Annotated in this window: 12 protein-coding genes; 1 reads left to right on the top strand and 11 read right to left on the bottom strand. The window is 27.0% G+C overall.

Going from position 1 to position 15137, the window contains the following annotated elements; translation table 11 throughout:
* Positions 1-38: 38 nt before the first annotated feature.
* From secF to yajC, 3 genes are all read right to left on the bottom strand, one after another.
* On the bottom strand, positions 39-1010 hold the full coding sequence (gene secF / locus AMRN_RS02575) for a protein translocase subunit SecF (RefSeq protein ID WP_099310748.1): 972 nt from the start codon (positions 1008-1010) through the stop codon (positions 39-41).
* Positions 1010-2575, bottom strand: a complete 1566-nt coding sequence (secD, locus tag AMRN_RS02570) for a protein translocase subunit SecD (RefSeq protein WP_099310747.1) — start codon at positions 2573-2575, stop codon at positions 1010-1012. Before secD ends, secF begins: the two co-directional genes overlap by 1 nt.
* Before the next feature lie 72 nt (positions 2576-2647).
* On the bottom strand, positions 2648-2920 hold the full coding sequence (gene yajC, locus AMRN_RS02565; protein WP_079579191.1) for a preprotein translocase subunit YajC: 273 nt from the start codon (positions 2918-2920) through the stop codon (positions 2648-2650).
* 28 nt (positions 2921-2948) lie between these two features.
* On the opposite strand from yajC, the gene AMRN_RS02560 reads away from it, so the two are divergent.
* Positions 2949-4181, top strand: coding sequence for an apolipoprotein N-acyltransferase (locus AMRN_RS02560; protein ID WP_099310746.1), 1233 nt, complete (start codon positions 2949-2951; stop codon positions 4179-4181).
* A gap of 94 nt (positions 4182-4275) precedes the next feature.
* Here AMRN_RS02560 and AMRN_RS14155 read toward each other — a convergent pair whose 3' ends face one another.
* The 8 genes from AMRN_RS14155 to AMRN_RS02525 all read right to left on the bottom strand — a co-directional run bounded on the left by AMRN_RS14155 (position 4276) and on the right by AMRN_RS02525 (position 15134).
* Positions 4276-4416, bottom strand: coding sequence for a hypothetical protein (locus AMRN_RS14155; RefSeq protein WP_159445735.1), 141 nt, complete (start codon positions 4414-4416; stop codon positions 4276-4278).
* Entirely contained in the window at positions 4409-5230 is an 822-nt protein-coding gene (locus tag AMRN_RS02555; protein ID WP_118897348.1) for a tetratricopeptide repeat protein, read from the bottom strand. Before AMRN_RS02555 ends, AMRN_RS14155 begins: the two co-directional genes overlap by 8 nt.
* On the bottom strand, positions 5227-8946 hold the full coding sequence (locus AMRN_RS02550; RefSeq protein WP_118897347.1) for a hypothetical protein: 3720 nt from the start codon (positions 8944-8946) through the stop codon (positions 5227-5229). Before AMRN_RS02550 ends, AMRN_RS02555 begins: the two co-directional genes overlap by 4 nt.
* A gap of 65 nt (positions 8947-9011) precedes the next feature.
* Complete coding sequence (locus AMRN_RS02545) at positions 9012-10415, bottom strand: CCA tRNA nucleotidyltransferase (RefSeq protein ID WP_099311765.1); 1404 nt, start codon at positions 10413-10415, stop codon at positions 9012-9014.
* The gene (locus AMRN_RS02540; RefSeq protein ID WP_099311767.1) at positions 10393-11208 is read right to left on the bottom strand and encodes a mechanosensitive ion channel family protein; all 816 of its coding nucleotides are present in this window, start codon (positions 11206-11208) and stop codon (positions 10393-10395) included. Before AMRN_RS02540 ends, AMRN_RS02545 begins: the two co-directional genes overlap by 23 nt.
* A 9-nt stretch (positions 11209-11217) precedes the next feature.
* A complete protein-coding gene (locus AMRN_RS02535; protein WP_099311769.1) occupies positions 11218-12921 on the bottom strand; it encodes a proline--tRNA ligase in 1704 nt (567 codons plus the stop codon).
* A gap of 6 nt (positions 12922-12927) precedes the next feature.
* Positions 12928-14235, bottom strand: coding sequence for a glutamyl-tRNA reductase (gene hemA / locus AMRN_RS02530; RefSeq protein WP_099311771.1), 1308 nt, complete (start codon positions 14233-14235; stop codon positions 12928-12930).
* A 2-nt stretch (positions 14236-14237) separates the two neighbouring features.
* Positions 14238-15134: a polyprenyl synthetase family protein gene (locus tag AMRN_RS02525; RefSeq protein WP_099311773.1), complete on the bottom strand. Its 897-nt coding sequence runs from the start codon at positions 15132-15134 to the stop codon at positions 14238-14240.
* Positions 15135-15137: the final 3 nt, after the last annotated feature.

The following is a 15137-nucleotide window of genomic DNA, read 5'->3' as shown; positions in this document are numbered from 1 at the left end:
TTGTAAAGATTTTAAAAACAATAAAAGGAACAGTCTTTTTAGACTGTTCCTTTTTCATACATGGCTCTTATTTTTTCTTTCTCTTTTTGTCTTTTAACTTTTTCAGCTTCTTTAGCTCTAAAGTCTGCAATAGAGAACTTTAATTGAACTAAGAATGATGCTGCTATAAATATAGATGAATAAGTACCTACTACAATACCTACAAGTAATGTAAAGGCAAATCCATGGATTATCTCACCACCAAATGCAAACAGTGTTGCAACAACAAAGAAAGTTGTCAATGAAGTAAGAGTAGTTCTTGATAAAGTCATACTAACAGATTCATTTACAATTTTTTCAAGGGCTGTTTCTTTAGAAGATTGAACCCCTTCTCTAATTCTATCAAATACAATAATTGTATCATTTAGTGAATATCCTAAGATGGTCAATATTGCTGCTAAGATATCTAAGTTTACTTCCACAGAGAATAAAGAAATTGCACCAAGTGCAATAGTAATATCATGCACAAGTGCTAAAATAGAAGCAACTGCAAATCTCCATTCAAATCTATAACTAACGTAAATTAAGATGATTATTATTGATAATCCTAAAGCCATCAGTCCTTTTTCTCTTAATTCATTACCTACTTTTGGACCAACAATATCAACTCTTCTTACTTCAAAATTTCCAGTAGGATCCAATACAATATGAATTTTATCACTAATATCTGTTGACAAATCAGAAGATGAACCAGAAAGTCTAATAACAACCTCTTCATCACTTCCAAATTTTGAAATAATAGCATTTGCATACTCAGGTTTTGTTTTTAAAACATCTCTAATATCTGAAATTGGAGCAGCTTTTTCATATTTTACTTGAACAATAGTTCCACCAGCAAAATCAATACCAAAATTTAAGCCTTTTACTAATAAAAGAACTATCGATGCTATAAATAAAATAGAAGAAAAACCTAAAAAAGGTAATCTTCTTCCCATGAAGTTATATACTTTGTTTGATTTAAAAATTTCCATTAACTAACTCCAAACCATTTTTTAACGTTTTTATCTTTTGATATTTTTGGCATTAGTGCTTCATAAATACCATGTGTACCTAAAATTGCTGTTAACATAGATGCTAAAATACCAATAGAAATAGTCACAGCAAACCCTTTAATAGGACCTGTACCATAAGCATAAAGTATTACAGCAACCAATAGTGTTGTAATATTTGCATCTAAGATTGCTCTCATTGCATTTGAATAACCATCTTCAATAGCTTTTGGAATTGACTTGCCTTTTTTAATTAATTCTCTAATTCTTTCAGTGATAATAACATTAGCATCAACAGCCATACCAACAGTTAAAACTATACCAGCCATACCAGGCAGAGTTAAAGTAGCTCCAAACATTGCCATTACAGATATAATAATAAAAATATTTGTAACTAGTGCAATATTAGCAACAAACCCAGCACGTCTATAGTAAACTACCATAAAAATTACAACTAAAATAAACCCTAGAATAAGTGCAAGCATTGAAGCTTTAATAGAATCAGCACCAAGAGATGGTCCTACACTTCTTTTTTCTAAAAGCTTAACAGATGCAGGTAAGGCACCACTTCTTAAAGCAATAGCAACATTTCCAGCTTCTGCAATAGTAAATCCACCAGAAATTTGTCCACTTCCTCCACCAATTCTTTCTCTAATTGAAGGAGCAGAATATACTTTTCCATCTAAAACAACAGCAAGTCTTTTACCAATGCTTTTTGCTGTAAAATCACCAAAGATTCTTGAACCAGCTGAGTTTAAAGTAAAATTAATTATTGGTTGATTTGATTGATCAAATGCTACTTTTGCATCTATTACTTGATCACCATTTAAAATTGGTATTTCTTTTACAAGATATAACACATTTGAGTTGTTTGTATCTTCTAAAATAATATCACCATATTCAGCTGCTTGTGCATCACTCATAGTATAAACTCTATCAGCTCTTTCTTCATCAACAGCCATAAGTTCTAAGTTTGCGGGTTTTGAGATTAATTCTCTTGCTGATTTTTCTTCTTCTTGAGATTTAATTCCAGGAAGTTGTACAACAATATCAGTTTCACCCTGTCTTATAACCGTAGGTTCAGATAAACCAAACTGGTCAAGTCTATTTCTAATAGTTTCAACTGCTTGAGATACAGATAAGTCTTTTGTTCTTACTATTTCTTCTTCTGTTAAACTTACATCAACATCTAAAGAATCAATAGCAATATTTAAGCCATCGATTTTTTCCAACATTTTTTCAATTTTTGGAATTTCATCACCATCTAATACCGTAAAACTCACACTATCTTCGTTGATACTTAACTCTTCGATTAATAGGTCTTCTTCTTCTGCAAAATATTTTATTGAAGTTGCAATACTTTTTATTTTTGAAGTTACAGCTTCATTTGTCTGAACTCCCAAAAGCATATGAAGACCACCTTGAAGGTCAAGTCCTAATGCAATCTTTTTACCAGTATCAGTCTGCATAAATGAAGGCATTGAAAACACAACTCCAAATATGATACTTAATATAAAAATTATTAGTCTATAATTAAAGATTTTCAATTATTTTCCTTAGCTTGTAGTACATAGAAAATTTAAAACATACAAAGATTGTATGTTTTAAAATAGTTTAAATTATTCTGAAAGTTTTGCAACAAACTCTTTTTTTAATTTCATTTCAGTGTTGTCGTGATTTTTTACAATTAAAAAGTCTTCTTCAACTTTTGTAATTTCTACCATTAAGCCACCATTTGTTACAATCTTATCACCCTTTTTTAATTCAGTAATCATTTGCTTATGAGCCTTAGCTTGTTTTTGCTGTGGTCTGATAATTAAAAAATAAAAAATCGCAAATAATGCAACTAGAGGTAGTAATGAGCTTATTAAATCAGCACTTTGACCTTCCATTAAATTTCCTTTTAGTAAAGTTTTTTCTATGTTTTTAGTAAAACGTGTTAATTTTAACAAAACTATTATAATAAAAGGCTTGATAACTGCAATATTACTTAGTTGTTTTATCTACTTATCCCATTTTAGTATAGAAATAAAACTATTAAATTCTATTTTAGGACTAGCTAGTATTTTTATGCTTCTTACAATTCCTAGAGTATCTTTAGTAATTGCTGGTTTTTTTACTGGAATATTTTGGTTTTATTGGATAGCTTTTAGTTTTATTTATTATGAGTTAATATATTTAATTCCTTTTGTAACTATTGCATTTGGATTAATTATTGCTTTTTTATTTTTTCTAATTGATTTTATAAAAAGACCTATATTTAGAGCTTTTGCCATTTTTGCACTTACTTATATTGAGCCTTTTGGATTCAATTGGTTTAAACTTGAACTTTTATTTATTGATTCATATTTTGATACTTCTAAATTAAGCTTTGCATTAATTATTATGAGTATGTTTTTTCTAACAAGAAAATTAAAATATAAAGCCCTTGCTATTATCCCACTACTATTTGCAATAAACTATTCAGAACCTGTAAAAATTGAAGAACCAAATTTGAAAATATATATGGCTAAATTAAGTACTTCACAAAATATAAAATGGAATCAAAGAAATAAATTAAATATTATAGATAGAAATATTGATGAAATAAACTATGCCATTGATAATGGTTATGATTTAGTAGTATTACCTGAAACAGCGTTTCCTTTACTTTTAGACAAAAATGAATTTCTAATGGATTTTTTAAAGAAAAAATCTATTAAAATAGATATCATAACAGGAGCAATGTCTTCTGATGAAAAAGGATATTATAATTCAACTTTTCATTTTTCAAATAAGAAAGTAAAAATAGCTAATAAAGTAGTTTTAGTACCCTTTGGAGAAGAGATACCACTTCCAAAAATCTTAACAGATTTAATAAATAAAATTTTCTATGATAGCGCGCAAGATTATTCAAAAGCAAGCAAACCTACAGATTTTAATATAAAAGGCTACAACTTTAGAAATGCAATTTGCTATGAAGCAACAACAGATGAAATTTTCCAAAATCTAAATGAAACAAAATATATTATTGCCATATCAAATAATGCTTGGTTTATGCCATCAATTGAACCCACAATACAAAAACTTCTAATGAAATATTATGCTAAAAAGTATAATTCAATAATCTATCACACAGTTAATAAAAGTGAAAACCTCATAATAAAGCCTTAATATAATTCTAACTCACCTTTAAACTTAATAGTAATATAGGTGAGATTGAATACTTCAAAAAATAAGATATAAGTTAATTCTTTTATCTATATACTTATTGAGAGTTTTTTATGTTATCTAAATCTGATTGAATTTCTTGATAAGTCATTGTTTCTTTTTCTTGTGAATTTTCAATAAAATATCTTACAGAAAAAAACAAAGCAAGTATTATCAAAATATATACTGTTTTACTCATCGTCTAATCCTAATTTACCTTTATATTTAATAGGAAACTCATCTGAGTTTAGTTGTAACTCATAGCCTTTTTTTATTGTTTTGTTTGGGATGTTCCATGTGCTTTTAAGAAGTTTTAAAACTGAATTCTTAGTATATTTTGTATTTATTAAAGCTATGGCATAAGCACTTGCATTTATATCATCTTTGATATTATCATGATAAAGTTTTGCTATACCTTGATATGCTTCTAAATCGTTTTTATTAATAGCTTTTTTATACCACTTTTCCGCATTTACATTATCTTTTAATTTAGTATAAGTGCTACCTAAGTTTATCATTGAATCAGGATGATTATTTTTTGAAGCTTTAAGATACCATTTAATTGCTTCTTTATAATTTTCTAATTTTGAATAACTAAAACCCAATCCAATTAAAGCTTCATCACTACCAAGCTTTATAGCATTTTCACACCATTTAATAGCTGTTTTATAATCTTTTTTCATTTGATATGCATAGCACATATAGTTTGAGTTTGTTCCTGTTGGTTTCATTGAGTTTGAGTATTTATACCATTTGATTGCTTTATCATAATCTTTTAGCTCTTCTGAGTATGCATATCCTATCTTTGTAGCTGGGATTGGATCTGTTTTTGCATCATGCCAATTATTATAATAATTATCAATGATTTTATCTGCTTTTTTATCCCATTCTGGCATAGGCAAAGATGCTTTATACTTAACTTCTTTTTTATTTGTTGTTTCATTATTTTCACAAGATATAAAACTTAATGCTATTATTCCTACTAATACAATTTTTACTATTTTTTTTATCATAGATTTTTTCCTTTTAATAATTCTTCATCTTCTACAGAAAAACTTATTTGTTTAAGTGTATCTATATCTATATTACAATTTGGTGTTATTTTATCAGTATCTGTAAACTCTACTTCATATTTTAATTCTATTTGTGAAGATAGTACTACTATATATGATTTATGATTTTGTCGTTTAATATTATTTGTAAATTGATTTAGATTAAAGTATGAGTTTTCTTTTGGAAAGAAATTGAAAATATCAGTATTGTCTATCTTTAATAAAATAGAACGATCAAATTCTAAATATTTATCTCTATAAGGAGAAAAATATAATTTAAATTTTTTGTCTGTTACCAAAAGATTTGGTATTTTTAATGCTTTTTGTACATGAAAGCTTATTTCTGTTCCATTTATTGTTTTTACCCTTTGATGTGATTTAAAATCAGTTTCTTCTAATTTATATCCAAATAGTGATGATTTAAAGAAACTTAGTTCATTTTTTAATGCTGTATCAAAATACTTACTATGTTTAATATAATTTTGACCAATAAAATTGATGAGTTTTTTAGGTTTATTAAAGCCATCAAAACTTATTGTTTTTAAGTCTTTGTTTTCATTTGTAATTTCAAAAAGATATGGTGCTTGATACATCTTATCTTGAGGTATTCCTCTTAAACTTTTCCATAATGAAAAATCAACAGTTTTATATAATAATGATTTTTTTAAGTATAAATCCAAATTACTTTCTTTAATTTCTTCTAAAATTAATCCTAATGCTATAGCTACAAATGCTATAGATGCTATTGCTCCTCCTAAAGGTGAAGGTAGAGTCAATGTTAAGAGTATACTTAAGCTTCCTGATAAAACAGTAACTACTAATGCATCATAATCTTCTTTTTTTACTAATTTTATTGCATCATATGAAGTTGTAATTATTATAGTTATTACTGCAACTTTAGCTACAACTTTTGTCTTTATAAAGCTAAGTAATCTTTTACTAGATTGACTTATTTGTTTTGCAATTGCTTCTTCTTTAAAAAAGAATTCCAAGACTTTCATTGGTGTATTTGGATACTTACTTATAAGTAACCCCATACTTACGGTTACCTCAGTTATATCTTTTATAAATCCCACATGATTTTTGATATTTTTTTTATTATCATCAAAGAAAAGATAATCTGATATATTAGCTATTGCTATTAAAGTTCCATATGTTTTTAGTCCTGAAGTTAAGTGTGTAGTTATATTTTTTGATATACTTCTTCTTTCAGGTAATTGATTTTTAATATCTTCTAAAATCTTTTCAAGATTAGAAGTAATCCCTTCAATATTTTTTAATGTTTCATAATACTCTCTTTGAACACTTTTTATATTTTGTGCATTATCATGGATATATTTATAATTTATATTTGTTTTTGAATATCTTTCTACAGAAACTTTAAATTTATCTATAAATTTCAATGCTTTTTTCTTTGAATTACTAAAGATTATATCATTTAAAATAAGTCTTATTTGCATTTGTGAGTAGGTATAAGATATTTGATATTTTAGGTTTAATATATCTTTTTGTTCATCTTTTAAAGCTATTCTTCTTTTAGTTAGGTTTACTACAAACTTATATATATGATTTAATTTCTCATTAAAAAAAGAAGTCTTATCACTCTCTTCATCTATATAAACTCTTGGTGCACTAAGTAAATACACTATATTCATACAACTTACTATATAATTTAAATCATCTTCTATTTTTATATTTTCATATATTTTTAATAGTTTTTTTAATTCTTCATTTTGCAGTTGTTTTTCTATTTTTTCTAAAATTTTTTGTGGTGTTTCAATACTTTTATCTTGAAAATAGTTTAAATTATCATAATACAAATATTTTGAACTAAATTTTACTTTTTCACCATTTTGTTCAAAGGATTTTATTCTTTTTGTAAAATCCAAGTTTTCATACTCATCTAAAAACTTATCTCTAATACTTATAGGTTTTACCATCATGTCATGATAAACTTCTTGTTTCTCAACTATTTCTTGAATATCTTCAATACTTTCACTACTTATATTTGGTTTAGGTACAATTTCTTTTAACTTTACAAAGAATTTATTTTTTATTTCCTTTACTTTAGAAAAGACATTCATATTTTCAAATTGATTTTCATACTCTTGGCTATACAACAATGAAAATAGAACATTTGCTAAAACATGAGAAGCATTCTGTTTTATTTGTGTATAATCATCATTATTGCTATAAAATTCAAAGGCTTTTATACCATTTCTTTTCATTGTTGATACATAGTGTTTATTTATTCTTTTTATTTCATCTGTTAAGTATACGTATTTAATTTTAACATTTTTAGTACTTGTTCTAAAGTTTGTTTTACTATAGTAAACATCCCCTAATATTTTACTTTTTTCTTCACCATCTAATTCTTTATCAAAAAAATCACTTTTTAAAAATTTTACTTGTTGAAAGTATGATTGTCCAACTCTATTTTTATCTTTTTCTAAAATTCTTGATATATCTATATTTTTACTTAAAAAATCAATTAATTCTTTATCAGTAAGAAATAAAGAAACTATTTGATTATAGATTTTTTTTAATTGCAAAATTGAATTTTTATAAGTTTTTGATTCATCTTTAGAAACATAGAAATAATCTACCATATTCGCAATAGTATATGCATATGAATTTTGTTTTCTAATATCTTCAATAATACTATCATTATAAGCATATGCTAGTTTATAGTTTGTATAATATCTTTCATACATATCTTCTATTTGGGCTAATATATCTTCTATTATACAAAGGATATTTAATCTTTTATTTTTATCCTCTTCATTTACTTTATACTCTTTTTGTAGTTTTAAATCATCATCTGTTAATACTATTTTATTTATACTATTTGAATCTTCAAAGTAAAAGCTATTTTTATTATCTGGCTCTTTTGGGTTTATTATCTGTTTTTTTAGTTTTAATATATCTATTTTATTTATAAGTCTTATACTACTATATGAAATTGTTATTTCACTTTGTTCATATATTGGTATATAGTTATATTTTATCTTTGTTTTTGTATTTTCAAAAAATATCTCTTGTAGTTTTTCACTATATAGTGTTCCTCTACTTAGTACTTTATACTCTTGTATTTTATCATCTTGAATAACATACACATAGGCAAAGGTATGCACATGAACATTATCTTTTATTTGAACAAACTCTTTTTTTCCCACATAAGTATCATCACTTTTTAAAAATGCTCTTGTTGGTCTAAGTGGTCTAAATACATCTTCACTTTTTCTTACTAAGTACAAAGAGTATTTTTCTGTTTGTTTTATCTCTTCTTCTTGTTTTATTGCCTCTTCTAGTGGTTCTTCTTCTTTTACTACACTACTTTCTATACTTGGTGGGGCAATTATTTTTGAAGTTGTTTGTCCTGGACTTACTAATACAACTGCTCTTCCTTTATCTGTTTTAAATCCATCTGTTCTTAATAAAAAATGATTAGCAGTTGATTTTACATTTGTTTCTGTCCCTGCTGTTGATATTGAAGCTACTTTTGTACATTTATTTTTACTTCTTGGGCAAGCTACTGGGGCTCCTATTATATCTTTTAGGTATAAAGGCTTTGCTCCTGCTATTCGTTCTACTTTTGCTGTTGAAGTTAATGTTACTTTACCTCCACAAGCGCATTGTATAACCCCTGCTTCTATTACATTATATGTATTGCCCATTTTTATAACCTAATTATAATTTATGGTATTTTAGTTTAAAATAATTTAATTTGTTATTAAAGGAGCTAGTTTTTTGGAAACTTATTTAATATATAACTTAAAATTAGCGTTTTATCAAAGTTTTCTTCTATTTGCAAATCTAAAGCATAATCTAGTATTTCTTTGAATTGTTTTGATGGTTTATATCCTAAATCAATCAAATCTCTTCCTAAAACTAAAGGTTTTAAAGCACTATTTTCAATATTTAACTCTTTTGCTTTATTTAATAACCAATTTATAGCTTTTGGGCATTTTTCTTTATCTTTTATATCTCTTCCCAAACAATCTGCAAGGCATATTAAACACAAATCTTCAATATTAACTTTTAAAGATAATCTTTTAACTGCTTTTAGTGATGAGTTTGCTAAGTACAATTGAAAAGGTACAAGATGGGATTTTACAAGTGGTGTTACTTTTTCTATTAATTTTTTTTCATTTGTAATTTTTGATAAAAAGCTAATAGTTGGTTCAATTCCTAATGTTTCATGTTTATGTGAAGTGATTTTACCATCAATTAATTTTGTACAATATGGTTTTCCCAAGTCATGGCATAATATTGCATAAAAAAGATATAACTTTCTAGTTTCATCTTCAATAGGTTCTTTTTTTAATATATTAGCCAGTTCATCAATAGTCATTAATGTATGAATCCAAACATCACCTTCTGGATGATACTGTTTATCTTGTACACATCCAACTAATGCTTGTAATTCTTCAAAATGCTTTAGTATTCCTAAATTATTCATAAGTTCAAAACCAACTGAGGGTTTATTTGATTTTAAAAATAGCTTTTTAAACTCTTCAAAAACTCTCTCTTTAGGAAGTTGTGTTAATTCATTGTTATCAACCATACTTTTACATAAATTAAAAGTAGCTTCACTCATTTTTAATTCAAATCTTGCACAAAACTGTATTGCTCTATATACTCTTAAAGGATCCTCTACAAATGTTTTATCACTAATATGTCTTAAAACACCATCTTTTAAATCTTGTATTCCATTATTAGGATCTAGTAGTTTATCTTCAAAAAAGTCATATCCAATAGAGTTTATAGTAAAGTCTCGCCTTAAACTGGCTTTTTTAAAGCTCATATGTTTATTGATTATAACTTCAAAGCCTTTATGCCCATCTGCTACTTTTTTTTCTTGCCTTGCTAATGCAAAATCAAAATCATATCCATCAATATTTAAAGTTAAAACTCCAAATGATTTTCCTACAAGTTTTACACTTCCAAAAGAAGATAAAACTTCTTGAATATCTTCAAGTTTTTCTATATTGAATAGTTCAACATCATAATCTTTGCATGGAATTTTTAATAAATTATCTCGAATGCAACCACCCACAAGAATAGGCTTGGCTCCTATATCTTGTAGGGCATAAAGTATATCTTTTAGTATTTGAGGAAGTTTAGCTTTTATGTTTATATACATGAACATCAGTTTGTGGATAAGGAATAGAGATTCCTTCTTCATCAAATTTTGTTTTTACTTTTTCTGTTAAATCAAATTTAACACTCCAATAATCAGGTGTTTTAACCCAAGCTCTAACTACAAAATTTACCGATGAATTAGCTAGTTCTGAAACTGCAACAGTATTTGCTTCATCCAATAAAACCTTATCATTTGACTTAATAATCTCATGCAAAATCTCTTTTGCTTTTTTTATGTCATCATCATAACCAATACCAACTACTAAATCAACTCTTCTTTTTTCATTTGCATTTACATTTGTAATAGTGCTACTTGTAATTACGCCATTTGGCACTATTAGTTTTTGATTATCTGGTGTTTTTAAAACTGTATTAAAAATTGATATTTCTTCAACTGTACCACTAGAACCACCAGCTGTTACATAATCTCCAACTTTAAAAGGTCTAAATAAAATAATCATAACACCAGAAGCAAAGTTTCCTAGTGAATCTTTAAGTGCTAAACCAATTGCAAGACCAGCTGCACCTAAAATTGCAAAGAATGATGTAGTATCAATTCCTAATTGTTTCAATGCAGTTAAAGCAACTATTACCATCAAAGAATAATAAATAATATTCTTTAGAAATTTTATCAATGTTTCATCAATTCTATTTGTTTTTGTCAAAAGTTTGATTGTAGCATCTGTTAATTTCCCTACAAGCCATTTACCAATAATAAAAATTACAATAGAAATAGCTATATTTAAAGCATATGTTCCAATTAAATCAGAAACTGATTGTACACTTCCTTGCATTTTATATCCTTATTTTATAATTTCTTTTAATTTAGATGTAACTTCTGTTAATAAAACTTCTGTTTTTTCTAAAGTTTTTCTATTTACAATTTCAACCATACCATCTTTTAATCTCTTTCCAACTACAACAGCATAAGGAAATCCAATAAGTTCAAAATCACTCATTTTAAATCCAAATCTTGCATTTTTTCTATCATCTAAAAGAGTTTCTATTCCTTCTTGTACTAGTTGATTATAGATATTCGTTCCAGCTTCTAATTCTTCATCTTTTTTTGCATTAGAAATAATAACATCAACCATAAATGGAGCTGTAGCTTTTGTCCAAATACAACCTTTTTCATCATGATTTTGTTCAATTACTGCTGCAACTAATCTACTTACACCTATTCCATAACATCCCATAATAAATGGTTGAGCTTTTCCATTTGAATCTAAAAATGTTGCATTCATAGCGCTTGAATACTTTGTTCCAAGTTGAAAAATATGTCCAGCTTCTATTCCCTTAGTATGAGATAACTTTCCACCACAACATGCACATAAATCACCTTCTTTTACTTCAATTAAATCAGCAAATTCTAAATCAAATTTATTTAAATCAACACCGCTTAAGTGGTAATCAACTTCATTTGCACCACAAACAATACTGTTTTCACCTTCTAATTCTTTATCAAAAAGTACTTTAATATCCTTAGGAAAATCAACAATTCCACAAAAACCAGCTATTAAATTTGCATTTTCTAAGTCTTCTTGTGTTGCATCTTCTATTTCAAGTGCACCAATAGCATTACAAGCTTTTGTTTCTTCAAGCTCATCTGTTCCTCTTACAAAAAATACCATAGTTTGAGTTTTATCTTCAAAGATAGCTTTTTTTATTACTGCTTTTATTGAATAGTATGGATCAACTTCTAAAAAATTTGTTACTTCATCAATTGATTTTAGATTTGGTGTATGTACTTTTTTTATTTCTGTTGTTTCTAAAGGTTCTTTTTTTAATACTTTTCTAGTAGCTGCTTCAATATTTGCTCCATAATCACATGAATCACATACCACAATAGTATCTTCACCTGAATTTGCCAAAATCATAAACTCTTTTGAACCACTACCACCAATAGCTCCACTATCAGCTTCAACTACTCTAAACTCTAAACCTAATCTTTCATAAACTTTTTTATAAGTTTCTTCCATAAGATTAAACTCTCTTACTAAATCCTCTTGTGAATCATGGAAAGAGTAAGCATCTTTCATAAGAAATTCTCTACCTCTCATTAGACCAAATCTAGGTCTTGCTTCATCTCTAAATTTAGTATTAATTTGATAAAGATTAACTGGCAAATCTTTATATGAAGTAATTCTATTATTTACCATATCTACTAATGCTTCTTCATTTGTAGGTGATAATACATAACTTGCATTTTTTCTATCTTTAAATTTTAAAAGTTCAGAACCCATAGTATTTGCTCTACCAGATTCTTCCCATAAAGATGTTGGAGTAACAAATCCCATTTGTACTTCATTTGCACCTGCTTTATCCATCTCTTCTTTTACAATTGCTCTAATTTTCTCTAATACAATTTTTCCAAGTGGCATAAAGTTATAAATACCAGATCCTACTTGATTAATAAATCCACCTCTTACAAGATATTGATGAGATGCTAAAGTTGCATCTTTTGGTGCTTCTTTAGTAGTTGGTATAAACATATTTGAAAACTTCATTAACTATTATCCTCTTTCATTTATTTTCAATGCGTGTTCGCATTTATATTTGTTTAACATATTTGAATCGCTATTTAAATTAAACATTGATTGAACTGCTCCTAAAACAATATCACATTCCATATTTTTTGATAAATGTTTCATTTTTTTCGAAGGTTGATGCAAATACTCCGCTAAAACTGTTTTACATAGTTTTCTAATATTCTCTTCATCCTCTTTTTTAATAAAACCTTTTTTTATTGCATTATTGACTTTTTTATCAATAACCTCATCACCTTTTATATACAGATGCTTAATCACAGGTTCTACTTCTAATGTCTTTAACCAATCAAAAAACTCAACTGACATTTTCCCAACAATTCCATATGCAGTTTTTGCTTGTTTTGCTTTTAACTCCATATTTGAATTTACAATAAATTGTAAATCATCTACTGAAAATATCTTTAAATTTGGTGATTCAATCTCATCAATATCTCTAGGCACTGCAATATCAAACCAAAATCTATCAAATTCACATTCAGTTACCATTTCCTCTGTAATTATTGGATATGGTGCTCCTGTTGCTGTAAGTACTACAGGAATATGATTTAAAAGTTTTTTTAAGTTGCTATACTCTTCAACTTCAACATGAACTTCAAAAGTGTTTGCTAAAATTTTTGCTTTTTTAATATCTCTACTTATAAGTGTAACTTCAAAACCTTTAGAAATTAAGTGCTTAACAGTAAGTTCACTCATCTCTCCTGCACCAATTACTAAAGCTTTTACTCCATCTTTATTATCAACTACTTCCTTTGCTTTTAATACTGCTGTACTAGCAACTGAGACAGATCCAGTTCCTAAGCTTGTAGCAGTTCTAACTGCTGCTGCACATTTAAATGCATAGTGAAGTGCCCTTGGTAGATTTTGTTGACAGTAGCCTTTTGAAAGAGATAATCTAAAAGCATCTTTTAATTGTCCTACAATTTGTGTTTCACCAATTACAAGTGAATCTAAAGCTGATGCTACTGAAAATAGATGGTGAATTGCACCTTCATTATCATAAACATCCGCCCTGTCAAATAAATCGTCATAATTCAATTGTGAATATTGTGCTAATCTTTGAATTATAAATGATGTTGCGTATGAAATATTTGAGGTAGAGATAATAATCTCTACCCTATTACATGTAGATAATAAAATAGCTTCTTTAATAACAGATTCACTATTTAATTGCTTTAGAAATCTATCTTTATTTTCTTCATTCGGAAAAGCTAGTTTCTCTCTTGTTTGAATATCAGTATTTTTATGCGAAAAACTTATTACTAAATAACTCATTATTAAAACTCTCTTTCTATCATAGCTTTCATAATTTGAACCAATGAGTCATCTTTTTCATTTTCAACTGCTTTAATTGCTTCTAAGCCTAAAGTTTTTGCCTGATTTATACTATCTTCTAAAGCTTTTGTATCTTTCATCTGCTTTTGTATCCACAAACTATCTTCTTTTGATAACTCTTTTTTATAAAGTGATTCTAATTTTGCTTTTTCATCTATTCTTTGGTGTAAAAGCAAATACGGAATAGTAACCTTTCCTTCTACAAAATCTAAAAGTGCAGGTTTTCCAAGAGTTTGAGAATCTTGTGTAATATCTAAAATATCATCAATCATTTGAAAAGCTAAACCTAGATTTTTTCCATATAAAGCAAATTTATCTTTATCTTTATTTACTAAAATAGCAGCAGCTTTTGCACTAGCTTCAATTAATGAAGCAGTTTTTTTATAAATCATATCTAAATATTTTTCATATGAAGTATTAAACTCTTTTGTCAAATCAACATCAAGCATCTCTCCAATACTTAAAAGAGTAACAGCACTTGAAACAGTAGTTGCTACTTCTGTTGGCATTTTTGCCAATTCTGTAAAAGCTTTTGAGTATAAAACATCTCCAAACATAATAGCTGTTTTATCATCATACAACGCATTTACAGATGGCTTTCCTCTTCTTGTATCTGATTCATCAATTACATCATCATGTAAAAGTGAAGCAGCATGAATCATCTCAATAACTGCACATAATTTAATTGATTCTTCACTAAGGCCTGCAATTTTAATTACAAGTTTACTTCTTAACATTTTTCCTGTTGATAATTTATCTAATAACTCTAAACATTTTTTATCATTGCACTCTTGCACAAAAATTTTTATTTGTGCTTTTACTTTTTCTAATTCTATCAATTC

Source organism: Malaciobacter marinus, assembly GCF_003544855.1.
GTDB lineage: Bacteria > Campylobacterota > Campylobacteria > Campylobacterales > Arcobacteraceae > Malaciobacter > Malaciobacter marinus.
Note: the sequence above shows the minus strand (reverse complement) of the source record. Positions and strands in the feature narration are given on the sequence as shown.

Excerpts from the sequence above, each read along its gene's own strand:
- secF (WP_099310748.1), bottom strand. The coding sequence starts at position 1,010 with ATGGAAATTTTTAAATCAAACAAAGTATATAACTTCATGGGAAGAAGA.
- yajC (WP_079579191.1), bottom strand. The coding sequence starts at position 2,920 with ATGGAAGGTCAAAGTGCTGATTTAATAAGCTCATTACTACCTCTAGTT.
- AMRN_RS02560 (WP_099310746.1), top strand. The coding sequence starts at position 2,949 with ATGTTTTTAGTAAAACGTGTTAATTTTAACAAAACTATTATAATAAAA.
- AMRN_RS14155 (WP_159445735.1), bottom strand. The coding sequence starts at position 4,416 with ATGAGTAAAACAGTATATATTTTGATAATACTTGCTTTGTTTTTTTCT.
- AMRN_RS02555 (WP_118897348.1), bottom strand. The coding sequence starts at position 5,230 with ATGATAAAAAAAATAGTAAAAATTGTATTAGTAGGAATAATAGCATTA.
- AMRN_RS02550 (WP_118897347.1), bottom strand. The coding sequence starts at position 8,946 with ATGGGCAATACATATAATGTAATAGAAGCAGGGGTTATACAATGCGCT.
- AMRN_RS02545 (WP_099311765.1), bottom strand. The coding sequence starts at position 10,415 with ATGTATATAAACATAAAAGCTAAACTTCCTCAAATACTAAAAGATATA.
- AMRN_RS02540 (WP_099311767.1), bottom strand. The coding sequence starts at position 11,208 with ATGCAAGGAAGTGTACAATCAGTTTCTGATTTAATTGGAACATATGCT.
- AMRN_RS02535 (WP_099311769.1), bottom strand. The coding sequence starts at position 12,921 with ATGAAGTTTTCAAATATGTTTATACCAACTACTAAAGAAGCACCAAAA.
- hemA (WP_099311771.1), bottom strand. The coding sequence starts at position 14,235 with ATGAGTTATTTAGTAATAAGTTTTTCGCATAAAAATACTGATATTCAA.